18 protein-coding genes and 1 pseudogene are annotated in these 24,628 nt (G+C 72.4%); 5 read left to right on the top strand and 14 right to left on the bottom strand.

What is annotated here, in order from left to right:
• Nucleotides 1–130 precede the first annotated feature (130 nt).
• Nucleotides 131–682: a hypothetical protein gene (locus tag GA0074704_RS06060; protein ID WP_088969588.1), complete on the top strand. Its 552-nt coding sequence runs from the start codon at nt 131–133 to the stop codon at nt 680–682.
• Nucleotides 683–729: 47 nt separating this feature from the next.
• Here GA0074704_RS06060 and GA0074704_RS06055 read toward each other — a convergent pair whose 3' ends face one another.
• Both GA0074704_RS06055 and GA0074704_RS06050 read right to left on the bottom strand, forming a co-directional pair.
• Nucleotides 730–1,071, bottom strand: a complete 342-nt coding sequence (locus tag GA0074704_RS06055; RefSeq protein WP_088969587.1) for a DUF190 domain-containing protein — start codon at nt 1,069–1,071, stop codon at nt 730–732.
• Entirely contained in the window at nt 1,068–5,306 is a 4,239-nt protein-coding gene (locus GA0074704_RS06050; protein ID WP_088969586.1) for a putative inorganic carbon transporter subunit DabA, read from the bottom strand. Before GA0074704_RS06050 ends, GA0074704_RS06055 begins: the two co-directional genes overlap by 4 nt.
• A gap of 97 nt (nt 5,307–5,403) precedes the next feature.
• On the opposite strand from GA0074704_RS06050, the gene GA0074704_RS06045 reads away from it, so the two are divergent.
• The gene (locus tag GA0074704_RS06045) at nt 5,404–5,937 is read left to right on the top strand and encodes a carbonic anhydrase (RefSeq protein WP_088969585.1); all 534 of its coding nucleotides are present in this window, start codon (nt 5,404–5,406) and stop codon (nt 5,935–5,937) included.
• A 13-nt stretch (nt 5,938–5,950) separates the two neighbouring features.
• Here the strand turns inward: GA0074704_RS06045 and GA0074704_RS06040 are convergent, their stop codons facing one another.
• Complete coding sequence (locus GA0074704_RS06040) at nt 5,951–6,796, bottom strand: DUF6671 family protein (protein ID WP_231926768.1); 846 nt, start codon at nt 6,794–6,796, stop codon at nt 5,951–5,953.
• Nucleotides 6,797–7,023: 227 nt separating this feature from the next.
• Here GA0074704_RS06040 and GA0074704_RS06035 point away from each other — a divergent pair, with 227 nt between their 5' ends.
• Both GA0074704_RS06035 and GA0074704_RS06030 read left to right on the top strand, forming a co-directional pair.
• The gene (locus GA0074704_RS06035) at nt 7,024–7,221 is read left to right on the top strand and encodes a hypothetical protein (RefSeq protein WP_088969584.1); all 198 of its coding nucleotides are present in this window, start codon (nt 7,024–7,026) and stop codon (nt 7,219–7,221) included.
• 260 nt (nt 7,222–7,481) lie between these two features.
• Nucleotides 7,482–8,285 (top strand): SigB/SigF/SigG family RNA polymerase sigma factor, encoded by an 804-nt coding sequence (locus GA0074704_RS06030; RefSeq protein WP_088969583.1) that lies wholly within the window; start codon nt 7,482–7,484, stop codon nt 8,283–8,285.
• 347 nt (nt 8,286–8,632) lie between these two features.
• On the opposite strand, the gene GA0074704_RS28690 is transcribed toward GA0074704_RS06030, so the two are convergent.
• Nucleotides 8,633–9,124, bottom strand: a complete 492-nt coding sequence (locus tag GA0074704_RS28690) for a response regulator transcription factor (protein WP_157743607.1) — start codon at nt 9,122–9,124, stop codon at nt 8,633–8,635.
• Between the two features lie 617 nt (nt 9,125–9,741).
• Here GA0074704_RS28690 and GA0074704_RS06020 point away from each other — a divergent pair.
• A complete protein-coding gene (locus GA0074704_RS06020) occupies nt 9,742–10,470 on the top strand; it encodes a M23 family metallopeptidase (protein WP_088969581.1) in 729 nt (242 codons plus the stop codon).
• A gap of 195 nt (nt 10,471–10,665) precedes the next feature.
• Here the strand turns inward: GA0074704_RS06020 and GA0074704_RS06015 are convergent, their stop codons facing one another.
• The 10 genes and pseudogenes from GA0074704_RS06015 to GA0074704_RS29935 all read right to left on the bottom strand — a co-directional run.
• Entirely contained in the window at nt 10,666–11,004 is a 339-nt protein-coding gene (locus GA0074704_RS06015; protein ID WP_088969580.1) for an MbtH domain protein, read from the bottom strand.
• Between the two features lie 20 nt (nt 11,005–11,024).
• Nucleotides 11,025–13,322 carry an MMPL family transporter gene (locus GA0074704_RS06010; RefSeq protein ID WP_088969579.1) on the bottom strand — a complete coding sequence of 766 codons (2,298 nt, stop codon included), beginning with the start codon at nt 13,320–13,322 and terminating at the stop codon, nt 11,025–11,027.
• An 81-nt stretch (nt 13,323–13,403) separates the two neighbouring features.
• Entirely contained in the window at nt 13,404–13,613 is a 210-nt protein-coding gene (locus GA0074704_RS06005; RefSeq protein ID WP_088969578.1) for an MbtH family protein, read from the bottom strand.
• Between the two features lie 50 nt (nt 13,614–13,663).
• A complete protein-coding gene (leuD, locus tag GA0074704_RS06000) occupies nt 13,664–14,320 on the bottom strand; it encodes a 3-isopropylmalate dehydratase small subunit (RefSeq protein WP_088969577.1) in 657 nt (218 codons plus the stop codon).
• Nucleotides 14,321–14,337: 17 nt separating this feature from the next.
• The gene (gene leuC / locus GA0074704_RS05995; protein WP_088969576.1) at nt 14,338–15,744 is read right to left on the bottom strand and encodes a 3-isopropylmalate dehydratase large subunit; all 1,407 of its coding nucleotides are present in this window, start codon (nt 15,742–15,744) and stop codon (nt 14,338–14,340) included.
• A gap of 51 nt (nt 15,745–15,795) precedes the next feature.
• Nucleotides 15,796–17,163 carry a hypothetical protein gene (locus tag GA0074704_RS05990; RefSeq protein ID WP_088969575.1) on the bottom strand — a complete coding sequence of 456 codons (1,368 nt, stop codon included), beginning with the start codon at nt 17,161–17,163 and terminating at the stop codon, nt 15,796–15,798.
• A 52-nt stretch (nt 17,164–17,215) separates the two neighbouring features.
• Nucleotides 17,216–18,658, bottom strand: a complete 1,443-nt coding sequence (locus GA0074704_RS05985) for a pyridoxal phosphate-dependent aminotransferase (protein ID WP_157743606.1) — start codon at nt 18,656–18,658, stop codon at nt 17,216–17,218.
• A gap of 53 nt (nt 18,659–18,711) precedes the next feature.
• Nucleotides 18,712–19,836, bottom strand: a complete 1,125-nt coding sequence (gene leuB / locus GA0074704_RS05980; protein ID WP_088969573.1) for a 3-isopropylmalate dehydrogenase — start codon at nt 19,834–19,836, stop codon at nt 18,712–18,714.
• Between the two features lie 6 nt (nt 19,837–19,842).
• Nucleotides 19,843–21,090, bottom strand: coding sequence for an enterochelin esterase (gene fes, locus GA0074704_RS05975; RefSeq protein ID WP_088969572.1), 1,248 nt, complete (start codon nt 21,088–21,090; stop codon nt 19,843–19,845).
• A 60-nt stretch (nt 21,091–21,150) separates the two neighbouring features.
• A pseudogene (locus GA0074704_RS29935) lies at nt 21,151–24,594 on the bottom strand (amino acid adenylation domain-containing protein); the annotation flags it as partial.
• Nucleotides 24,595–24,628 lie beyond the last annotated feature (34 nt).

Below are 24,628 nucleotides of genomic sequence, written 5' to 3'. Positions count from 1 at the left end.
TCCCCCCGAGTCTCTGCCGCGCCGACGCCGGCCCGCAGTGCGCAAGTGGGCACAGCTGCGCCGGTCCCCCTGCCCACTCGGACACCACGCCCGGTGCGTACGCGCGCCGGCGGCGGGTATCCCACCGGACATGGCGCGCTACACGAAGCCCGAGCTGCGGGACCAGCTGAAGGAAGAGATCAAGGCGTCCGACCGGGGTGGTCGGCCCGGGCAGTGGTCGGCCCGTAAGTCCCAGCTGCTCACGAAGGAGTACCAGAAGCGCGGCGGCGGCTACCAGGGCCCGCGCGACGAGCGCCAGCAGTCCCTGCGGCACTGGGGCGAGCAGAAGTGGCAGACCCGCAAGGGCACCACCCGGGCCCGCCACGACGGCGAGACCGACCGTTACCTCCCCGAGCAGGCATGGAAGGAACTCACCCCCGAGCAGCAGCGCGCCACCGACGCCCGTAAGCGCCGGGAGTCGCGGTCCGGCCGGCAGTACGTCGCCAACACCGGGCCGGCCAGCCGGGCCCGCAGGGACGCCGCCGCGGCCGTGTCGCTCACCGAACTGCCGGTCAGCGAGGCCACCCGGCACGTCCGTGACCTGGACACCACCCAGCTGAAGGCGGCCCTGCGCGCCGAACGCGACGGCAAGGGGCGCAAGACGCTTATCCAGCGGCTCCAGTCCGAACTCGACCGCCGCTGACCGGCCCGGCGGCGGGACCACCGCCACCGGGCCGGACGGCCACGGCCTCAGCCCGCCGACTGCTCGGCGCCGAAGTAGTCCGGCCGGCTGACCCACGCCTCGCTGACGAACATGACGCCCGGCCGGTGCGCGAGGATGTCCCGCAGTCCGGTGACCACGGCCTCGGTCCGGTCGTACGGCAGCACGACGATGACCATCACCAGCCCGGCGCGGTCGTTGAAGAGCAACCGGCCCTCGTGGGTGCCGTGGTGGCCGAAGCCGGAGACCCCGCTGAGGCTGGTCCAGCCGCTCACCCCGGAGGCGTGCAGCAACGTGCGGACGGCGTCGGCGTCCTCGGCGCGGGTCACCACCTCGACCTTGACCATGCGGGTCAGTCCCAGCTCGTTCATGCGGTCGGCTCCTTCTCTGCTACCGGGGACGTGGATCGGACCTGGACCGACTCGACGGTCCGGGGACGGTTCGGGGTGGCCGCCGGCACGACCTGCCAGTCACCCGCCGGGCCGGGTTCCCACCAGCGGTCGCCGTGCGGGTCGCGGACGGTCAGCGCGAGCCAGCCGCCGTCGACCAGCTGACGCAGCGCGGGGTTGCGGCTCAGCACGGTGTCCACCAGGGCGGTCGGCGCGTACACCACGCCGAGCAGGCGCAGCGGCTCGTGGACCAGGTCCGCCCCGACGCCGACGGACTGCCAGGGCAGGCCGGTACGCAGGTCACCGCCGGTGCCGGAGAGGACGCCCAGCCCGTCGCCGAGCACGGTGTGCACGGTCTTGGTGCCGGCGCCGAGCCGGTGCGGGTCCACGCTGGAGAAGTAGTACTGGAGGTTGATCCAGGCGGCCACCACCAACGGCCCGGTCATGATCGCCTCCAGCGCGGCGGCGTCCGGGTCGGTGGACCAGTCGTACGAGTGCAGGAACGTGCGGCAGCCGAGGTCGAGTCCGGCGCTCCGGTCCCGCGGCCCGGCGACGAAGGCGGCGTTGCCCGCCAGCGCCCATTCCGGTCGCACCTGCGCCCAGTCCGCCGCCCGGGCGGGCAGCCGCCCCGGGGTGGGCCGGTCCGGCAGCCGGGTGGCCCGTTCGGCCCGCAGCCCGGCGCCCGCACCGTCGAGGTACGCCGACAGCGCGTCGACCACCGGCCGGTGGGTGGCCGGTACGCCGTCCGGGTCGAGCAGGCGTACCCGGTCGGTGACGGTGTCGTGCTCACCGGCCAGGACCAGCGTGTGGTCCGGGATCTCGATGCCGCGGGCGGCGAGCGCCGTACGGACCCGCGGGTTGTTCAGCATCGCGGCGGCCAGCCGGGCGCTGACCCCGCCCCGGTTGCCACCGCAGGCCCCGCAGTCGAGGGCGGCGGCGTACGGGTTGTTGCTGCTGGTCGCGCCGTGCCCGCAGAGCAGCACCAGCGGGGCGAAGTCGGTGGTCAGCCCGATCGTGCGCAGCGTCGCCTCGGCGTAGTAGACCTGCTCGTCCAGGGTCAGCGCGGCGTCCAGCTCGGCCGCGGTGGCCGCGGTGCCGTCGACCGCCGGGGTGAGCCGGCGGGGTGCCGCCGTCCGCAGCAGCAGGGTGGCCGTGGCGAGCAGCCCCGCCACCTCGACGAAGGCGAACGCTCCGGCCGGGCTGGCCTTGGCCCCGGCGAACGCCCGCCGCCAGGCCTGCCGTACCCGGCGGGGTTCGGTGGCGGCCGGCGGCTCGCCGACCGTGGCGACCGGCGCCATCAGCACCGGGCAGCGGTCCCGGCCCCGGCTGGCGCCGTCGGCCAGGGTGCGGACCGGCAGGCCGAAGAAGCCGGCGAAGCCGAAGGTCCGCACCGGCCCCGCCGCCTCCAGGTGCCGGCGCAACCCCTCGCTGCGCACGTCGATGCAGAACACCGCCTGGGCCAGCGGCGCACCCGGCGACCGCCTTGCCGGCCGGGCCTGGTCGAGGCGGTGCCGCAGCCGCCGCCGGTGGGCGTGTTCGGCGGCGGCCAGCCACACCTCCGCCTGGCGCTGCGGCGACAGCTCGGCCACCGCCTCGTGCAGCGCCGACAGGGCCTCCTCCGGGAGGGCGGCCACGGTGGGGGCGTCCAGGCCGAGCAGGGCCGCCAGCCGGGCCAGCGCGGCGGCGTCGGCGCCGGCCGGTGCGACCACCACCGGGGTACGCGTCGCCGCGGCGACCAGGTCGACGGCGGGGCCCACCCCGAGGTGCCGGCGGGCGGCGTCGGCGCCCAACGCCAGCTCGTAGGCGAGGCGCACGGCGAGCAGGTCGGCGACGGTCAGCGCCGGCCGCTGCCCCGGGTGGCCCTGGGACCAGCGGGCGTAACCGGCCCAGCCGGGCAGCCGCAGCAGTGACCGGGACAGGTAGGCCGCCCACCGGTCCCGTGGCACGCCGAGGGTACGCAGCAGGACGGCCAGGGCCCGTTCCGGGGCGGCGGGGAGGGCGTCGACGAGGTCGGCCAGGCCGGGGGCGCCGGCCGGGTCGGCCCGCGCCACCTCCCGCCACCGCGACCAGCAACCCTGCGTACCGGTGCCGGGCACCGGCCAGGACGCGGCCGGGCGACCGCAGTGCGCCGTGCACCAGCCGGCCAGCAGGTCGTCGACGTGCGCGCCGATCCGGGTGCCCAGGGCGTCGTCGAGCAGCTCGGCGAGGGTGCGCTCGCCGACCAGGTCGGGGGTGGTGGCGCTGCCGGCGGGCCGGGCGGCGAGGCGGTGGCGTACCGCGTCGAGCAGGTCGGCCGGGGGCGGCGGCCCGTCCAGCACCGGGTGGCGCAGCACCAGCGTCCGCAGCCGCATGCCGTCGACCAGCCGGCCGCCGAGTGGCACCGCACCGGTCGTCGCCGGCAGGGCGGCCAGTGCGGCGGTCAGGTCGGCCTCGCCGATCCCGCCGTCGCGCAGCCGCTGCCGCCAGTACGCGGCCGGCAGGTGGGTGCGTACTCCGCCCAGCTCGCGCAACCGGGCGGTGGCCTGGTGGAACGGCGTACGTTCCAGCCCGGCCAGCGGGTTGACCGCCACGAAGCTGTCCAGCGGCCAGGTGGCGGCGACATGGTCGGCGGCGGCGGTCACCGCGGCGGCGGCGCGGGCGGCGTCGGCGGGACCGGCCCCGGCCAGCCCCGGTCCGCTCGACGCGCCGGCCGCGTTGCCGTCGACCGCCGCCGGGACGGGGGTGCGGGCGCCGGTCCGACGGGCCGGCAGCCGGCCGTCCCGCCACGCCCACCACCACAGCCCGGCCGCCCGGCGGCGCGTCACGATCAGGCAGAGCACGATGAGGGCGGCCAGCACCACCGCCGTGCCGGCCACGGCGAGCGGCGTACCGCCCGAGGGCAGGGCCAGCCAGTCGGTGGCGAGGTGCCCGGCGACCAGGTAGCCGCCGGCGAGGGCGGCCACCGCGCCGGTGACGGCCGCCGCCGCCCCGGCCGGCAGCCGGCGGTCGGCGAGGGCGGCCCGCAGGGCGGCGAACCCGGCGGCGCCGGCCAGGGCCGCGGCGAGCAGCCCGGTGGCGGTGGCGCCGAGCAGGGCCTCGGTGAGCCCGAGCACGCCGAGCAGGACGGCGGTCGCCACCACGAGCCGGCGGCGCGGGGCGGGTCCCACCGGCTGCGGCGCCTCGGCCGCCTGCGAACGGGCCTGCACGGTGCCACCGGCGGAGAGGAACGCGTACGCCTTGTAGACGCCGTGCCCGACCAGGTGCACGGCGGCCAGCCCGAAGGCGCCCAGCCCGCACTGGGCCAGCATGAATCCCATCTGCGCCACGGTGGAGCGGGCCAGGGCGCCCTTGACGTCGGTGCGTACCGCGGCGAACAGGGTGCCGGCGGCGGCGGTGACCAGTCCCACCAGGAGGGTCGCCGTGGACACTCCCGGCGCGGCGACGACGACCGGCGCGAACGTGATCATCAGGAAGCCGGCCACGTTGACCATCCCGGCGTGCAGGAAGGCCGAGACCGGGGTGGGGGCGTCCAGGGTGCTCGGCAGCCAGCCGTGCACCGGCACCTGGGCGGAGCGCACCATGCCGGCCACCAGCAGCGAGCCGCCGGCGGTGGCGAGCAGCCAGCCCGGGGCGTCGGCCGCGGCGGCGCGGACGTCGGCCAGGTCGGCGCTGCCGACGGCGGTCACCAGCAGGGCGAAGCCGGCCAGCAGGGCGAGGTCGCCGACGAGGAACAGCCGCCGGATCCGGCGGACGGCGGAGCGGACCCGGTGCTGGTCGCGGTGGTAGCCGATCAGCCCGACCAGCAGCCGGCCGGCCGCGATCCAACCGACGGCGAACTGCACCAGGCTGGGCGCGGTGGCCATCACCAGGGTGGCCGCCGCGGCGCCGGCGACCCGGGCCTGGAAGCCGGCCATTCCCGGCTCGCCGTCGAGGTAGCGCCGGGCGTAGCCGGCGACCACTGCGGCGATCCCGCTGACCAGCAGCATGAAGAGCGCGTCGAAGCGGTCGACCCGTACCCCGAGGCCGAACGGCACCCCGGCGATCTCCGGGCGGGCGGCCAGCCCGACCACGGCGCCGCCGGTGCCGACGCTCACCAGCAGCCCGGCGGCCCCGACGGCGGCCAGGGCGAGCAGCAGCCCGGCCGCGCGGGCGGCCCGCCGCCGATCCGGTACGAGCAGTGCGCAGACCGCTGCGGACGCGGTCGCGAGAAGAACTCCTGTGGCCAGTGCGACGGACATCGCCACCTCCCTCTGATACACGCACTGTAGAACACGATTTGGAATTCCTGTATCGTGAGGCGCACAACAGATCGGACGAAGACCCCCAGGAGCGGCGATGAACGTCCCCGACCACGCGCACCGTCCCGATCCCGGCACCGCCCTCGCTGCCCTGCGCGCGGGCCACGCCCGCTTCCGGTCCGGTGAGCCCCCGGCGCCGGCCGCCGGGGCGGAACCGCTCGCGGCGGTCCTCGCCTGCGCCGAGCCACAGCCCGAGCCCGGAATCCTGTTCGGCGGCAGCGAGCTGTTCACCGTCCGGACGGCCGGCCTGAGCATCGGCCCGGCCGTGCTCGGCAGCCTGGAGTACGCGGTCGCGCAGCTGCACCTGCCGCTGCTGGTCGTCCTCGGTCACCAGTGCTGTCGACTGGCCCCCGGCAACGGCGACGGACGGGTGCGCGCGGTGGCCGCCGCCCTGCGTCACCGCTCGCCGCTGCTCGACGCGGCCGTCCGGTCCGGCCACTGCGCGATCCACGGCATGACCTGGGACGACACCCGTCAGCTGGTCAGATCGGTCCGGCGGGTCGAGCCGGCACCCGTACGCCGGCCGGCCCGGTCCCGCCCGCCGAGCCGCCGGGTCGCGGGCCTCCGCTGACCGGCGGCTCGCGTCAGGGGTTGCAGCGGGGGCACCACCGCGGGTCCGCCGGCGCCTCCGCCGGCCGGGTCACCCGGTGCGGGCACCGGGCACAGCCGAGGATCCGCCCGCCGGGGAGTTCGGTCGGGGTGTGGCAGTCGGCGCACGGAAGGCCCGGCACGGTCCCGACCACACCGAATCCGGGAGCGTCGCAGGCCGGGCACGGGGTGGCCAACCGTTCGGCCAGCCGGCCCGCGGCCTGCGCGATCACCGCCATCCGGCGGGGATTGTGGTGGGCCCGCAGGTCCGCCGCCACCCGGGCCCGCCCGTCCGCGCTCGCCCCGACCGCCCCGGCCACGGCCGCCAGCAACGCCGGCACCCGGACGATCCCCTTCACCAGCGGGTACGCGACACCGGCGGGCGGCGCCGCCGGGCGCACCGTGACCGCGTGCCCGGGCAGCCCGACCTCTCTGGCGAAGCGGAGCAACGCGCCCCGGTCGGCGCCGTCGGTGACCAGCTCACCGTGGTTGCTGGCGGTGCTGGTGGCCCGTTCGACCAGGACCAGGCCGATCCGGTCGTCGACCAGCGCGACGTGCTCGACCTGGAGGGTGCACCAGGGCAGGGCGGGGTGCGGGCCGAAGCTGCCCTCGCTGGCCACCCCGACCGGGCAGCCGGTCGCCGCCATCCCGAGCCGGGCCTTGGTCACCACCACCTCGTCGGCCGGGCCGGGGCGGGGAACCTCACCGGTGAAGGTGCCCAGCACGTCGGTGTCCACGTCCGCGACGCGCAACCGCAGCCCGAGCCGGCGGCGCAGCGGCGGTCCGATCGCCACCCGCTTGCCGTGCCTGGTGGCGAGGCTGCCGACCACCTCCCGGTACACGCTCGAAGCGTAGGCCAGGAGCGGCGGGGGCGCCGGGAACACCATCGGCTGCCGCTCGGACGCATGACGGGACGCGATGGCGGGTATGGTGCGGTCATCGGTGCCGCCGGGCTCCTCGCCCGCCGTCGGCACCGTGCTCGGGCGCCGACATCGAAGCGCCGACCTCCCGGCACGCCAGGGACCGCCCCGCGGTCCCGCGTACGCCAGAACCAGAGACAGGATTCCGCATGACCGCACCCGGCATCGTCCGACCGGCACTCTTCCTCGCCACGCCGACCGTCGACGGACCCGACGGACCCGGCATCGCCTTCGACCGCAGCGCGGAGGGGATGCGGCGGCTTCGCGACCCGTTCGCGGTGCACCCGGCCGCCCCGGCCGCGATGGGTGACCACTCCACCACCCCGGGTGGCCGCACCGGCCGGTGAGCGCGGTCCGCTGCCGCGCGGAGCGTGACCCATCACCCATCAAGCCCCCTCGGCCTGCATTGGTTCATACTTTCGGTTGGCTTTCGTAGACCTTCGGCGTAGCGTCGGTGTCGTCAGAACAACGACATGACACGGTGACCACTCCCGTGTCGTGGACCTGCGACAGCGCGCCCGCCCGCACGTGCGCTCCGGTGGAGAGCCGGTTTCGGAGATCCTTCCGGTCGAACTGAGCGACGGGCCCATCGGGAAGGACCATCCCCATGGTCACCACCCATGCACCGACGACCGACGCCCGCCCCACACGACGGACCGCCCCCAGCCCCGCCGACGAACTGCTGGCCGAACTGGCCGCCACCCCGGCCGACGCCCCGCACCGCGCGGCCCTGCGGGACCGCACCATCGAGGCGTGGCTGCCGCTGGCCCGCCACCTGGCCCGCCGCTACTCCGGGCGGGGCGCGGCCGACGACGACCTGGTCCAGACCGCGGCGGTCGGGCTGATCAAGGCCGTCGACCACTTCGACGCCGACCGGGGCATCGACTTCACCGGGTACGCCATCCCCACCGTCATCGGTGAGATCAAGCGGTACTTCCGGGACCGCACCTGGGCGGTGCGGGTGCCGCGCCGGTTGCAGGAACTGCGCCTGACGATCACCGAGGCGAACGGCACCCTGACCCACACCCTGGGGCGGGCGCCGACGGTGGCCGACATCGCGGCCTACCTCGACCTGACCGAGGAGACCATCCTGGAAGGACTGGAGGGGGCCCGCGCGTACCGGGCGACGTCGCTCTCCACCCCGACCGGCGTAGACGGCAGCATGGAGCTCGGCGACACCATCGGCGCCGACGACCACGAGCTCGCCCGGGCCGAGACGCGGATCGCCCTCGGCCCGGCGCTCGCCGCCCTGCCGGAACGCGAGCGGAAGATCGTCAGCCTGCGGTTCCACGGCAACCTGACCCAGGCCCAGATCGCGGAGCGGATCGGCGTCTCCCAGATGCACGTCTCCCGGCTGCTCACCCGGGCGCTGGCCAGCATGCGCCGCACCCTGACCGACGAGCACGCCTGAGTCGGCCGGCCATCCGACCCCGCCCGGTCGCCTGTGCGACCGGGCGGCGGCGTGCGGTGACCCGTACCCGAATGGGGCGACCCGATCGGAGCGCCCCGATTGGTCCGGTTGATCCGGCCGGTCGACCGCGCGACGATCGATGCCTCGGAGCGGGGACGGCGGCGACCCCGGCACCGGATGGAACCTCGCGACGCCGTCCGGGCGGGGCGGGACCCACCGGCCCGCCGGCCCGGACGATCCGGCCGAACCGGTCCGGGCGCGCCGTCGGTCGGGGCGACACGATCGCCCTGGTCGGCGGCGCTCGGAAGGCCAGGCAGGTCGCGGTGTCGGCAGCGGGCGGCCGGGGGTCAGATCTCCTCGAGCAGGCCGTGCTTGATGGCCACCGCCGCGGCGAGCGTACGGTTCGAGCAGTTCAGCTTGGACAGCACGTTCGCCACCAGGCGCTTGACCCCGTGCTGGCTGATCAGCATGCGGCGGGCGATCTGCTTGTTGCTGAGCCCCTCGGCGAGCAGGACCAGCGTCTCGCGCTCCCGCGGGGTCAGCTTCGGGCAGTGTGGACGCTCCTGCGTCGTGACTCCCCGGGCCCGCTCCAGCAACCGGTTGGCCAGCACGGCCGGCATCGGCACCTCGCCGATGACTATCCGGTTGATCGCCTGCGCCAGGGCTTCCTCGGTGACGTCGTCCTGGATCAGGTAACCGTTGCACGGGAACCGGGTCACGGCGTCCAGGTTCTCCGAGCTGCGCCCCATCAGGAGCAGGACCTTGGTGTCCTCGCTGAGCGCCGCCTGGGCGAGCTGGTTGAGCCCCTTGGACGCGAGGTCGTCGGAGGCGATGACCAAGAGGTCGAAAGACCGTCCGCAGTAGACGCTTGCGGAGTGCGGAATCTCGAAACTATTTACTTCCTTCACTATCTGAAGTGAAGTTAACATGTCGCTCAGACCACGTCGCGATAACTCGTTATCAGCGAATACGAGTACGCTATAGCCGGGTCGGTGCTGGTCGAAGGAGTTGTCGCATCGCTCCACGTCGATCAGCTCTCCCCAGTCGCAGCCACGTGAAGTACGAAGTGTGTCTTGCCCGTGACAGAGTACGACAGGACTCCACAGGGGACCAAATCCCATGCAAGAAAAATTCGCTCTGGATCGCTCCCATGCAGGAAAGGTCCAGCGCAAGCCGGGTGCGTTCCCGCTCCATCGATCATGACCGGTTTAGCCAGTGACGTCAGCACATGGACGAACATCTCGGGACTCGCGGATTGCGTCCGTTTCGAAGCCTCATGCCGGTGTTGACGGAAATCGCGTACCGGCGACCACCGGACTCCGTCCGAGGAGGGTCAGGAGAAGTATTCATGATCTATTCGGACGTCACCGCCCCGCGGGGTTGACCCCGGCGCGGGGAACCCCACGAGCCCTGCACGAACCGGGCCGACCCCCTCGTTCCCGCATATACTGCATCGATGGCCGAGAAACCCTCGCGGAGTTCGACCACCCCGGAAACCATCGTCTCGCTGCCCTTCACCGGCCGTTGGCTGGCCCGGAACAGTCCGGCCCGACGGGTTCCCAGCCACGGTGTCGACCTGCTCGGCGAGCGCTACGCCATCGACTTCATCGGCGTGGACGAGCGGCGGCGGACCGCCGACCGCCGGGACTGGCGGACCTTCCTCGCCACCGAACCCCCCGAGCGCTTCATCGCCTTCGGCCAGCCGCTGCTGGCGCCGGCCGACGGGGTGGTGGTGGACGTCCACGACGGCGAGGTCGACCACGAGGGACGCCGCTCCCAGCTGGCCCTGGTGCCGTACGTGCTCGGCCAGGCCGGCCGGCTCCGGCAGGGCGTCGGCGCCGTCGCCGGCAACCACATCGTCATCGAGATGGCCGACGGCGGCGCCTTCGTCGCCCTCGCCCACCTGCGGGCCGGCTCGATGCGGGTGGCGGTCGGCGATCGGGTGACCACCGGCCAGCCGATCGCCGAGTGCGGCAACTCCGGCAACTCCACCCAGCCGCACGTGCACATCCAGGTGATGGACAGCCGTGACCTCTCGGTCGCGCAAGGGCTGCCGATGGCGTTCCGGAGCTACCGAGAATGGCCGCGGGGCGCCCGGCAGCCGCAGGTCCGACAGGCCGGCATCCCGGCCGAGGAGGCCGTCGTCGAGCCGCTGCCCGTCCGGGCCGGCGACGCCACCCCCTGACCGCGCCGCGTCCGACCCCGGGGCGGGCCCGGCGTGCCCGGCCCGGCGTGGGCGGACCCGGCATGGGCGGGCCCGGCGTGCCCGGCCCGGCGTGGGCGGACCCGGCATGGGCGGGCCGGGCGCGTGCCCCGGACATGGAGCCGCCCCGGTGCCGCCCGAATCGACGGGCGGCACCGGGGCGGGACCGGTGGGGCACTACCCCGCCGGCACCTCCTCGCGCGCGACCAGCCGGCCGGTCCCGCTCAGCGAGGCCAGGTCGATGTCCGCGACGCAGCGGACCGGCACGAAGTCCAGGGTCAGCGTCCCCTCGACGTGCACGGTGCCGGTGCCGGCGGCGAAGTCGGCCCGGCCGAGGTCGGTGGCCGCCTCGTCCACCCGGATACCCAGGTCGGTGCCGCCCTTGGTGTCCGGGAACCTGACGAAGACGTACCCGATGTCGGTGAGCCGCCGGTGCAGCTCCGCCAGGGACGGGTCCGGGCCGCCGACCACGACGGGCCGGTCCTCGGCGGAGAGCCGCTGCACGAGATCGTTCATGGGAAGTTCCTCCAGATCAGCTACGGGACGGGGACGACTTCGTCCGATTCGGCGGTCACCTCGTCGGCGACCGGCTGCGGCCGGCGCGGCCACCAGTTGCGCTCGCCGACCTTCACCGCGATGGCCGGCACCAGCAGGGTCCGGATCACGAAGGTGTCCAGCAGCAGGCCGACGACGATGGCGAAGCCCATCTCGACGTACGACTTGATGCCGGAGAAGAGCAGTGGCGTGAACGTGCCGGCCAGGATGATCCCGCACGAGGTGATCACCGAACCGGTGCTGGCGAGGGCCTTGCGGACCGCCTCCCGGGTCGGTTGCCGGCCGTTCTGGTGCTCCTCCTTGACCCGGGTCATCAGGAAGATGCTGTAGTCGATGCCGAGCGCCACCAGGATGACGAACGCGGCCACCGGGGCGTCGATCCAGAGCCCCGAGTAGCCGAAGCCGTACTGGAAGGTCGCCACGGTCAGGCCCATCGTCGCCGCGTACGCCACCACGATCGTCGCCGCCATGTAGAGCGGGGCCACCAGGCTGCGCAGCAGCACCGCCAGGATGAGCAGGATGCCGATCAGCACGACGGTGGCGATGAGCAGGAAGTCCCGCTTCTGGGTGGCCAGGTTGTCGCGCACCTCCGCGGTGACGCCACCGACGTACGCGGTCGAGCCCGCGAGGTTCGTGCCACGCAGTGACTGCCGCAGGGTGTCCCGCATCTCGGTGACCGTGTCCATCGCCCGCTGCGAGTACGGGTCGTCGGCCAGCATGGCGCTGAGGCTGACGCTGGTCCCGTCGGCGGAGAAGCCCGGGCCGGTCGACCGGTCGGGCGTGGTCACCGTGCTCACCCCGGGCAGCGCGTCCAGGTCGCCGCCCACCTTCCGCAGGGTGGCCAGCTTGGCGTCGTCCCACCCGGGCTGCGCGGACTCGATGATGATCGACACGGCGTTCTCCGCACCGGCCGCCTCGCCGTAGTGCTCCCGTTGCACGGTGAGGCCCTGGTACGAGTCGGTCGAGGTGGGCAGCAGCGCCCGCAGCTCGTTGTTGTCGAACCGGAAGCCGGCCAGCAGCCCGATGAACGGGATCAGCGCGATCAGGGTGAGCGCGATGAACCGGTTGGGTCGGCTGGTGACCACGGCGGCGATCCGCTCCCAGATCCCCGCCTTCGCGGCCCGGCCGTCGGCGCCCCGCCGCAGCCGCTTCGCGCGCACCTTCGCGGGCTGGAACGGCCAGAACACCTTCTCCCCCAGGATCGCCATCGCGGCCGGGATCAAGGTCATGATCACCAGGAACTCGATGGCCACCGCGATGGCCAGCGGCGGGCCGATGCCCTTGAAGTTGGCGTCGGTGGCGAAGAACATCGCCCCGAAGGCCACGATCACCGCGCAGGCGCTGGAGAAGATCGCCTCACCACCGTTGGTGACCGCGCTGCGCAGCGCGTCCAGCTTGTCCCGGCCGTCGAGCAGGTTGTCCCGGAAGCGGGAGAACATCAGCAGCGAGTGGTCGGTGCCGAGCCCGAAGAGCACGATGATCAGGAAGACCAGCGCGTTGGGCGAGACCGGCAGCCCCGCGTCGGCGGCGATGCCGAGCACCCCCTGGGAGATGGTCAGGGCGAGCACCACGGAGATCAGCGGGAAGATCGCGGCTACCGGTGACCGGTAGATGACCAGCAGGACGACCAGGATGAAGACCAGGGTCATCACCAGCGTCCGGTTGAGGCTCTCCTCCTGGAGGGTGATCACGTCACCCCAGATGGCGTTGCCGCCGGTGAGGTGCACGTCCAGGCCCGCCGGGGCGGCCGGGGCGCCGTCCCGCTCGGCCGCGTCCGCGGAGAGGTGGTTCCGGATCCGCGGGATGACCTCCTTGGTCTGGTTCAGCCACTCGTTGTTGTCCTCGGTGGCGTACGTCATGTCGAGGTTCAGCTCGACCAGGGCCGCCTTCCCGTCCGAGCTGAGCAGCCCCCGCCCGTTCTGCGGATCCGAGAACGGGGAGACCGTCGACTCCAGCCGGATGTCGTCCCGCCGGGTGGTGAGGAACTGCTCCAGCGCCCTTCCGTACTCCTGGTCCGCGGTGGTCAGGCCGCTGTCCCGGAACAGCGTCACGGTGACCTGGTTGTTCATCACCTCCTGCACGTCCGGGAACTTCTCGGCGATCAGCTCACTGGCCTTGAACGCCTCGAGACTCGACCGGGACCGGGATTCCTGCTGGCTGGTGTTCGCTTCCTCCTGCAGGTTGGGAGCGACCTGCACGAGGACCGCGGCAAGGATGATCCAGAACACGACCGACAGCCAGCGACCGGCGATGATGGCGCGGCTAGCCTTCAGGAACAACGTCTTCTCTCTCCTGTCTCGTGCGCCCGGCGGGCCTTCGTCCGCCGGGCGCCTCAGGGTTTCCCCTCCACGCCGGCGGCCCTAGGCCCCCGGAGCGGCGGACTCCTCCATCTGCCGGCGCAGACTCAACGGACGCATGTCGGTCCAGACCTCCTTGACGTAGGTCAGGCACTCCTCCTTGCTGCCGGAGACCCCGGTCTCCTTCCATCCCGCCGGGACGGCCAGGAAGTCCGGCCACAGGGAGTACTGCTCCTCGTCGTTGACGAGGACCTTCACGCTCGCGTCGTCCATCGAAATCGCTCCTGTCTCGTGCGTCTGGGTTGCTGACCGTCGGTACGGCGTCAGGCGGTGGGTACGGCGGCGCCGCGCCGGTCCGCGCCCTCGTCGGCGAAGAGCCAGGGCGCCTCCTGGCGGCGCCGCTGCTCGTACGCCTCGATCTCGGCGCGGTGCGACAGCGTCCAGTCGATGCTGTCCAGGCCCTGGAGCAGGGCCTCCTTCTTGAAGGCGTCCACCTCGAAGCCGAACGCCCGGCCGTCCGGCAGGGTGATCGTCTGGGCCGGCAGGTCGACGTGCAGCCGGCACTGCGCCTGGGCGCTGACGGTGGCCAGGATGTCGTCCACGACGGGCGGCGCCAGGACGACCGGCAGGATGCTGCTGTTGAAGCAGTTGTTGTAGAAGATGTCGGCGAAGCTGGGCGCGATGATGCAGCGGAAGCCGAACTCGCGCAGCGACCAGGGCGCGTGCTCGCGGGACGAGCCGCAGCCGAAGTTCGGGCCGGCGACCAGGATCGTCGCGTCGGCGTACGCCGGCTGGTTCAGCTCGAACTCCGGGTTCGGTCCCTTGCCGTCGCCCAGGTAGCGCCAGTTGGCGAAGAGGGCGTCGGCGAAACCGGTCCGCCGGATGGTCTTCAGGAACCGCGCCGGGACGATGTCATCGGTGTTGACGTTGGACCGGGGCAGCGGTGCGGCGACGCCGGTGTGCGTAACGAACTTCTCCATGGGGAGCGGTCACCTTCCTAGAGGTTGCGGACGTCGACGAAGTGACCCGCGATGGCGGCGCCGGCGGCCATCGCCGGGCTGACCAGGTGGGTACGCCCACCGCGCCCCTGCCGGCCCTCGAAGTTGCGGTTGCTCGTCGAGGCGCACCGCTCACCCGGGGCGAGCCGGTCGCCGTTCATGGCGATGCACATGCTGCAACCCGCCTCGCGCCACTCGAAGCCGGCCGTCCGGAACACGTCGGCCAGCCCCTCCGCCTCCGCCTGCCGGCTCACCGACATCGAGCCCGGCACGACGATGGCCCGCACGTTCGACGCGACCTGCCGGCCCGCGGCGACCTTGGCGGCCTCCCGCAGGTCCTCCACCCGGGAGTTGGTGCAGGAGCCGATGAAGACGGTCTGGACCTCGATGTCCTCGATCTTCTGGCCGGGGGTGAGACCCATGTAGTCCAGCGCCCGCTGGTAGGCGTCCCGGGTGACCTCGTCGCTCTGGGCGGCCGGGTCCGGCACCACCCCGTTGATGTCGGCCACCATGCCCGGGTCGGTGCCCCAGGTGATCTGCGGGACGAGGTCGTCGACGGTGATGTCCAGGACCGCGTCGAAGTGCGCGCCCGGGTCGCTGGCCAGTTCCCGCCACTGCGCCGCGGCCAGCTCGAACAGCTCGCCCTGCGGGGCGTACCTGCGGCCCCTGACGTACTCGATGGTCACCTCGTCGGGGGCGACCATGCCGGCGCGGGCCCCGGCCTCGATGGCCATGTTGCACAGCGTCATCCGGCCCTCGACGGTCAGGGACCGGACGGCGGAGCCGCTGAACTCGATGACGTGGTGCGAGCCGACGTTGGTGCCGAACTTGCGGATCACCGCCAGCGCGACGTCCTTGGCGGTGACGCCCGACGCGAGGGTCCCCTCGATCCGGACGTTCATCGTCTTCGGCTTCTGCTGGAGCAGGCACTGGGTGGCCATCACGTGCTCCACCTCGCTGGTGCCGATGCCGATGGCGAAGATGCCCAGCGCGCCGTGCGTGGAGGTGTGCGAGTCACCGCAGACCACCGTCATGCCGGGCAGCGAGATGCCCAGCTCGGGGCCGATGACGTGGACGATGCCCTGGTACTCGTCGTTCATGTCGAACAGCGTCACGCCGAAGTCGCGGGCGTTGTCCTCCATCGTCTCGATGCAGGTGACGCTGGCGGCGTCGACCACGTCGAGCATCCGCCGGCCGGGCGTGGTGGGCACGTTGTGGTCGAGCACGGCGATCGTGGCGTCGGTGCGGTGCACCGGCAGCTCCCGGGCCCGCAGGCCGGCGAAGGCCTGCGGGGACGTCGCCTCGTGGGTGAGGTGCCGGTCGATGTAGATCACCGGAACCTCGCCCGGCTCGTCGCGGACCACGTGCGCGTCCCAGATCTTGTCGAACATGGTGCGTGGACTCATGGCGCCTCTCCAATCGGGGGACGGCAGGGGCATTCCTGCGCGGGGTACGACTCAGGACTGGGCAAACCAGGCCTCCAGCTCCTCGCCCTCGAGCTCGCGGCCCTCGCTCTTGGCGTACGCGAGGATCTGGTCGACCCGCTCGGCGGTGAGCTTCTCCGGGTCCCGGCCGCTCTGCAGGCAGGCGAGCTTCACCGAACTGGTGCCGCTCCACTGGCTGACCCCGACCGAGTACGTGCCACCGACGGCGGCCGGGTCGACGGCCGAGTAGACGACCCGGGCCATCTCGCGCAGCTTCTGCTCCAGCGGGAAGTCCCCGGCCTTGCGCGCGTTGTCGGCCAGGGCGTTGGCCTTGAGGATGGCGTCGGTGTGGATGCCGGAGCTGGTGTAGCTGTACCGCTTGCCGAGCACGCCGTGGTCGGCGGTCGGGACGTCGACCATCTCCTGGTAGAACGAGATCAGGCCGAGCAGCTCGGTCATGTTCCAGGACACCGGGTGGCCGCCCTCGGCCTGCATGGCGGCCAGGTTGAGCACCACCTCCTCCAGGGAGGCGTTGCCCGACCGCTCACCGACGCCGCGGGACACGACGTGGATCCGGTTGGCGCCGGCGGCGATCGCCATCATCGCGTTGCCCAGGGCGTTGCCGGTGTCGCGGTGCCCGTGCCAGTCCAGCTTCATGTCCGGGGTGCCGAGCTCGTCGAGGAGCTGCCGGATGAAGCTGCACAGCCGGTACGCGCCGACCGGCCGGGCGATCCCGATGGTGTCGGCGACCGCCACCCGGTAGGCGCCGTTCTCGACCTGGACCCGGGTGATCGCGCGGACGTCCGCCGGGGCGGTCTGGGTGGTGTGCTCGGTGCCGCCGATGACCGGGATGCCCAGCGCGACGGTCTCGGAGATGGTGGCCTCCATCCGGCGCAGGATGAAGTCCATGTCCCAGCCCTGCACCATCCGGCGGACCGGGGAGCTGCCCATGAAGACCACCGACTCCAGCTTCGGGTGGATCTCCCGGCACTCGGCCGTCCACTTCAGCGACGCGGGCGTGCAGACCGAGAGCACCGAGGGGACGATGTTCGGGAAGTGCTCGGCCATGCCGGCGAGCAGCTCCTTCATCGTGGCGTCGAGGGTGCCGGCGCCGGTGTGGATGCCGACGGTGGCGGACCTGACGCCGAAGGCGTCCAGCAGCTCGACGTACTTCAGCATCGCGTCGATGTCCGGGTACCGGCTGACGCCCTGGAGGCCGTCGCGCAGGCACTCGGAGAGCACCTCCGCGTTCGCGGCCTGCTCCGGGGTCGGCTCGGCGGGCAGCGTCCGCGGCAGCGGCGAGAGCGGGTCCGGCTCGCTGTTCCAGTTGAAGTCGACCGGGACGTCGCTGTCGCCCGTCCGCGTCGCCGCGGCACCGTTGGACGTCGTTCCAGTGGTCATTGGAACCTCCTGATGTGAAGCGATTCGCTTGGCTTTTCGAGGAAGGGCGGGATCAGTCGGAGGCGACCGGCAGGATTCCGACGGAGAAGCGGACGTAGTCGTCGGAGTAGCCGAACGTCGACCCGGGGATCCCCGCGATGCCGGTCTTCTCGAGTACGGAGAAGCAGTCCTCCCCCGCCAGCAGCCGGCTCCAGGTGTAGATCGTGGCGTCGTCGTCGAGATAGATGTGCTCGAAGAGCCGGAACTCCTCGTCGAGCCGGTGCAGCTGGGCCCGTAGCTGCGAGCGGCGCAGCGCGTACAGCCGGCGGATCTTGTCGACCAGGTGCGGGTTCTCCCGGAAGAGCCGGTGGTACGCCATGAAGCGCAGCTGCCACTCGCCCGGCATCGAGGCGATGCTGTTGATCCAGCTGCCCACCATGCCGGCGGCGAAGGCGGCGCTGCCGAAGGTCACCCAGCCGAAGCGCTCACCGGTCAGGGTGTGCGTCTTGGACAGGCTGCTGATCAGGATGAGCTGGTCGCCCAGGTCGGTGGCGGAGGCCAGCGCCCGCATCCGGGCGTCGTCGGCGGCGGGGTCACCGGTGCCGACGTACGCCAGGTCGGCCATCAGGCGCACCACCCGGCCCTGCCGCCGGTGCCGGCGCAGCACGTCCAGCAGGTCGAGCAGCTCGTCCGGCCGGTAGGCGAAGGTCGCCGGGTTGTTGGTGACCATCAGGTAGACCACGCCGATCTCCGGGTCGGCGTCGAGCGCCGCGGCCAGCTGCGCGGCGGTCAGGTTGAACCGGTCCTCGGGGCCGGTGGGCACCCGGTGCACCCGGTACCCGTTGGCGACGGCCTGCCCCTCCAGCACGTTGAAGCCGGGCGTGGACATCAGCACGGCGCCGACCGGCCGGCCGTCGAGCCGGGCGAGCGCGCCCAGGCCGCGCAGGACCTTGTCCATGCAGTCGGTGGCGCCCAGCCCGAGCGCGACGTTCGCCGCGGTGACCGGCAGGCCCCACTGCCGCATGTCGTCGGCGAGCCAGCCCCGCAGCACCGGGTTGCCGATGCTGGCCAGGTCGTAGCTGCGGGCGTCGAACCCGGCCCGCATCACCTCCCGCTCGGCCGTCAGCATCTCCTCGCGCAGCCAGCGGTACACCGCTCCCGTCGCCACGTGCCCCGACAGCTCCTCGCCCGGCAGCGCCACCCCCAACTCGTCGGCGAGCCGCCGGTAGTCGCCGGGGCCGCCCGGCTCGCCCTCGCACTCGGTGACCAGCCGGACGTTGACGTCGCCGATGGTCCGGTTGACGATCTCCAGCCGGACGGCGGCCGGGTCCAGCCGACGCTCCGCGCACTCGTGCTCCAGCGCCTGCACGATGGAGGCCATCAGCCGGATCGGCGGCTCGTTGGTGGTCTGCAGCCGGGCCCGGTACCGGGCCACCAGCTCCCGGCGGACCTCGCGGACGAGCCGCCGCTGGTCCGCCAGCCGGGTCGGACTCGTCATCTCACTCTGCAGCACCATCGGGAAGGAACCTCCATCGCGGATCGGGAGCGCACGACCGGGAACGGCCGACCTCATGGCCGGCGTACGGCGGTGGCGATCCGCTTGCCCAGCTCGCGGGTGCCGACGAGCTTCGCCCCGTCCTCTGAGATGTCGACCGTGCGGTAGCCGTCGGCCAGCACCTCCTCGACGGCGGCCTCCACCGCGGCGGCCTCGTCGGGCAGGCCCAGGGAGTGGCGCAGCAGCATCGCGGCGGAGAGGACGGCCCCGATCGGGTTGGCCTTGTCCTGCCCCTCGATGTCCGGCGCCGAGCCGTGGATCGGCTCGTAGAGGCCGAAGACGCCGGCCTCGGTACGGCGTACGCCGAGGCTGGCCGAGGGGATCATGCCGATCGAGCCGGTCAGCATCGCCGCCTCGTCGGTGAGGATGTCGCCGAACAGGTTCTCGGTCACCACGACGTCGAACCGGGCCGGGTCGCGCAGCAGGAACATCGCGGCGGCGTCGACCAGGATGTGCTCGTACTCGACGCCCGGGTAGTCCGGGGCGATCCGGTCGACGATCCGCCGCCAGAGGATCGACGAGCTGAGCACGTTCGCCTTGTCGACCGAGGTGATCTTTCCGCGGCGGACGGCGGCGATGTCGAAGGCGGCCCGGACCACCCGCTCGATCTCCTGCTCGGTGTAGAGCAGCGTGTCGACCGCCTCCTCGCCGCGTTCGGTGCGGCGGATCTCGCTGGGCTTGCCGGGGATCGCCGCGTCCAGGTGCCCGTAGTAGAGGCCGGCCGACAGCTCCCGGACGAAGATCAGGTCGGTGCCGTCGAGGTACTCCGGCTTGAGCGGGGAGGCGTGGTAGAGGCTGCGCGACGGCCGGATCGGGCGCAGGTTGGCGAAGAACTGGAAGTCCTTGCGCAGCCGGAACAGCGCCTGCTCGGGGCGTACCGTGGCGTTCTTCCGCTGCTCGGCCGGGAGGCTGCCGATGGCGCCGAAGAGGATGGCGTCGCTGCCGGCGCAGAGGTCGAAGGTCTCGTCGGAGATGGCCACCCCCTCCTCGGCGATGGCGGCCAGCCCGGCCAGCCGGCGGTGCACGGTGAAGTCGTGCCGGTACAGGTCCGCGACCGTGAGCAGCACCTCGAGGGCCTGCTCGGTGACCTCGGGGCCGACGCCGTCGCCGGGCAGTACGGTGATCGTGCGGTGTGCCATGTGATGTCAGCCTTTCCGGGCGGCGAGGGCGAGCAGGCGGTTGACCAGGGTTCCGCGCCAGGTGATCATGTCGTGACCGCCGGAGTACTCCGAGTAGTCGACCTCGTAGCCCTTCTCCAGCAGCACGTCGCGCAGGTTCCGGTTGGTGGCGAGCTGGTCGAACTCGACGATCGCCGCCTCCAGTGAGCCGACCTCCATCGAGAACCGGATGGGCAGCTTCGGGCTCTCGGCGAACTGCCGGGTCAGCCACTCCATCTCGGTCTCCGGCGTCTCCCGCTCCGGCCACCAGAACGAGCCGGACTGCGAGATCACGTTGCCGAAGATCTCCGGCAGCTTGTACGCCACGTACGCCGCCGCCAGCCCGCCGAAGCAGGAGCCGCCCACGTACGTCTGCGCGGGGTCGTCGGTGACCCGGTAGTTCTCCCGCAGGAACGGGATCAGCTCCCGGGCCAGGAAGTCCGCGAACGGCTCGTGGCAGGTCAACTCCCGGGCCCGGATCGCCTGGTCGGTGTTGCTGTGCATGACCAGCACGAACGGCGGGATCCGCTTGGCGTAGAGGAGGTTGTCCAGCACGGTGGGCGTCGCCGCGAAGTTGAAGTACGCCCACCCGTCGAAGAGGACGAAGAGCGGGTACGCCTCCGCGTTGTCCGGGTCGTAGCCGGGCGGCGTGTGCACGGTGATGTGGTGCTGGGTGCCGAGGATCTCGCTGTCCAGCAGGTGCATGTGGTTCTTCCCCTTGGGCACCCCGCGCCGGGCGATGTTCCACGGCTGCTTCGGCGCCTGCGGCAGTTCCAGCACCGACACCACGAGGTCGTCCAGGATGGTGACCTCGCGCGGGTTCAGCGGGTCCGGCCGGTAGCCGGGGATCCGGGCCAGCACCTCGGCGTACGTCCCGTACGGCTCCAGCGAGTCGTTGACCGAGAGCAGGTAGGTGGTCCGCAGGTCGGACGGGAGGACGTAGGTCTTGAACCAGAGGTCCGTCCCCGGCAGCCGCTCCATCAGGATCTCGTCGAACCCGTTCTGCGTCGGCGCGCTGTAGAAGAGCACCAGGACGTTGCGGGTGTCGCCGGGATCGCGCCACAGGAAGGTGACCAGGGTCTTCGACTCGTCGTCCGGCATCGGCTCCATCAGCGGGGAGCCGTCGGCGGCGACGGTCTTCCAGAAGGTCTCCAGCGCGGTGTCGTCGCCCGCCTCGACCGCCGCGGCGAGCTGCACGATCCGTTGGTCGGTGTGGGACCTGGTGGGAACGATCATCGGGTTCTCCTCACGCCGGTCGGGCGGGTGGTGGGGATCGGACGGTGGGCCGGGACCCGGTCAGAGCAGGAACAGTTCGTCGGCATCCGCCTCCTCCCCCTCCTCGTCGGCCAGGCTGTCGTCGATGACCTGCGCGAGGGCCGCCAGCGTCCGGTTCTGGAAGACCATCGGGAGCATCAGCGAGACGTCCCAGGTGTTCTGCACCTCGGTGGCCAGCGACGCCACCAGCAGCGAGTGGCCGCCGAGGGCGAAGAAGTCGTCGTGCAGGCCGATCCGCTCGACGTTCAGCAGCCGCGTCCAGATCTCGGCGAGCTGCCGCTCGGTCCCGGTGCGGGGGGCGACGAACCGTTCCTGCGCCTGGCGCACGATCGCGTCCAGCGCCGGCAGCGCCTTGCGGTCCACCTTGCCGTTGGGGCTGAGCGGGAACTCCGGCAGCGGCACGAAGTACGTGGGGATCATGTACTCGGGGAGCTGCCGCCCGAGGTGGTCCCGCAGCTCGTCGACGGTGACCGACCTGCCCTCGTCGAGGGTGTAGAAGGCGGCCAGCCGCTTGTCGGCGGCGGCGACCTCGTGCACGGTCAGCAGGCAGGACTGGACCGCCGGGTGCTGGGCGAGCACCGCCTCGATCTCGCCGACCTCGATCCGGTGGCCACGGATCTTGATCTGGTGGTCCTTGCGGCCGGCGTACTCGATCACGCCGTCCGGCCGCTGCCGGGCCAGGTCACCGGTGGCGTAGAGCCGGCCGGGGCCGAACGGGTTCGCCACGAAGTGCTGCGCGGTCAGCTCCGGTCGGCCCAGGTAGCCGCGGGCCAGCTGGACGCCGCCGATGAACAGCTCACCGACCACCCCGTCGGGCACCGGCGCCATCGCCGGGTTGAGGACGTAGAGCTGGGTGTTGGCGACCGGCCGGCCGATCGGCACGGTGGTCGCGCCCTCGACGTGCCGGCACTCCCAGAAGCTGACGTCCACCGAGGCCTCGGTCGGCCCGTACAGGTTGTGCAGGCGTACGCCGGGGAGCTGGCGCAGGAACCGCTCCTGGAGGTCCAGCGGAAGGGCCTCGCCGCTGCACATCACGTGCCGGATCCCGTGGCAGTGGTCGGTGACCCCCGGCTGCTCCAGGAAAGCCTGGAGCATCGACGGCACGAAGTGCAGCACGCCGATCCCCTGCCGCTCGATCGTCTCGGCCAGGTAGCCGGGGTCGCGGTGCCCCTCGGGGCGGGCGACGTGCAGCTGGGCGCCGACGATCAGTGGCCAGAAGAACTCCCACACCGAGACGTCGAAGCTGAACGGCGTCTTCTGGAGCACCCGGTCGCCGTCGCGCAGGCCGTATTCGTCCTGCATCCAGAGCAGCCGGTTGCGGATGCCCCGGTGCGACAGCATCGCGCCCTTGGGCTTGCCGGTCGAGCCGGAGGTGTAGATGACGTACGCCAGGTTGTCCGCGCGTACCCCGCTGGTCAGCGGCTCGGTGCTCTCGCCCGACCAGGTGGCGCCGGGGCCGGCGAGGTCGAGCAGCGGCACCCCGCTGCCGGTGGCCTCGACCCGGTCCCGGGTCGTCGGCTGCACCAGGATCGCCTGGATCTGCGCGTCGGCGACCATGAAGCCCATCCGGTCGGCCGGGTGCTCCGGGTCCAGCGGCACGTACGCGCCGCCGGCCTTGAGGATGGCGACCAGGCCGACGACCAGTTCCAGGGACCGCTCGGCGCAGATGCCGACCCGGGACTCCGGCCCGACCCCGGCCGCGCGCAGGGCACGGGCCAGCTGGTTGGTCCGCCGGTCCAGCTCCGCGTAGCTGACCTGCTGGTCCTCGTAGGACAGGACGATCCGGTCCGGGTGCTGCCGGGCCTGCTTCTCGAACAGCTCGTGCAGGGTGCCCGGCTCCAGCAGCCGCTCGTCGCCGGTGGCGTTCCACTCCTCGATCCGCCGATCGCGCTCGGCCGTGCTGAGCAGCGGCAGTTCGGCGACCGGGGTGGCCGGGGCGGTGAGCGCCCCGGCGATCAGGGTCTCGAAGTGCCCGGCCATCCGGGCGATCGTCGGCGCCTCGAACAGGTCGGTGCTGTACTCGAAGGTGTACTGGAGCGCGCCGTCCTTCTCCTGGAGGCTGAGCCCCACGTCGAACTTGGCGACCCCCATGCCGTCGTTGGTGACGTCCTGGATCCAGCCCGGCTCCTGCTCCTCGGGGAGCTTCTCGAAGATCTTGTCCAGGCCGGTGAACATCACCTGGAAGATCGGGCTGTGGCTGGAGCTGCGCTCCGGCTTCAGCTCCTCGACAATCCGCTCGAAGGGGATCTCCTGGTGGCTCTGCGCCTCCAGCAGCTTCCAGCGGACCTGCCGCAGCACCTCGCCGAACTCCGGGTTGCCGGTGAAGTCGACGCAGAGCGCCACCGTGTTGACCAGGAAGCCGATCAGCGGTTCGGTCTCGATCCGGTTCCGGTTGGCGATCGGCACGCCGATGACCACCTGCTGCTGCCCGCTGTAGTGCGCCAGCAGCGCGGCGAAGGCGCTCAGCACGGTGATGAACTGGGTGGTCCGGTTGTCGACGCTGACCTGGCGTACCTGGCGGGTCACCTCGGGCGAGAGCGTGCCGGTGTGGGTGCTGCCCCGGAAGGTCTGCACCGCCGGCCGCGGCTTGTCCAGCGGCAGCGTGATCAGCCCCGGCGCGTCGGCCAGCTGCTCCTTCCAGTAGTCCAGGTGCGGGCGCAGCCGCTCCTCCTCCAGCCACTGCTGCTGCCAGACGGCGTAGTCGGCGTACTGGACGGCCAGCTCGGGCAGCGGCGACGGCTCGCCGGCCACGTCGGCCTGGTAGAGCTGGCGCAGCTCCCGGTTGAACAACCGGATCGAGTACCCGTCGACCACGGTGTGGTGGGCGCTGAACGCCAGCACCGCCTCGGTGGCGGAGAAGCGGATCAGCAGCGTACGCAGCAGCGGGCCGGCGCCAAGGTCGAGCGGCTGGCCCCACCAGTCGAAGACCAGCCGCTTCGCCGCCTCCTGCCGCTGCTCCGGCGCGGTCGTCGAGAGGTCGGTCTCGGCCAGCGCCACCTCCGGCTCGTCCGCGACGACCTGCCAGACCCGGTTGTCCCGGTGGTGGAACGTGGTGCGCAGCGTCTCGTGCCGGGTGATCAGCCCGTGCAGGGCCCGGTCCAGGGCCGACCGGTCCAGCTCGGCCGGCCAGTGCAGCAGCCAGCCGACGGTGTAGAAGGCGCTGTTCGGGTTGAGCCGGTCCATGAACCAGAGCCGCTGCTGGTCGAAGGTGGCCGGCAGCGCCCGGTCCCGGGGCACCGGCACCAGCGGCGCCACCGGGTGCGTGTGCTGGCCCTGCTGGACGCCCTCCAGCTCCACCGCCACCTGGGCGATGGTCGGCTTCTCGAAGATCACCCGGACCGGCACCTCGACACCGAAGGTGTGCCGGATGCGGGCCACCACCTGGACGGCGAGCAGCGAGTGACCGCCGAGGGTGAAGAAGTCGTCGAAGATGCCGATCGGCGCGCGGCCCAGCACCTGCTCGAAGATCGTGGCCAACAGGGCCTCGGTCCGGGTACGC

It is taken from the genome of Micromonospora siamensis (assembly GCF_900090305.1).
In the GTDB taxonomy this organism is placed as follows: Bacteria; Actinomycetota; Actinomycetes; order Mycobacteriales; family Micromonosporaceae; genus Micromonospora; species Micromonospora siamensis.
The sequence above is the reverse complement of the archived record's forward strand: the minus strand, read 5'-3'. Positions and strand labels throughout refer to the sequence as shown.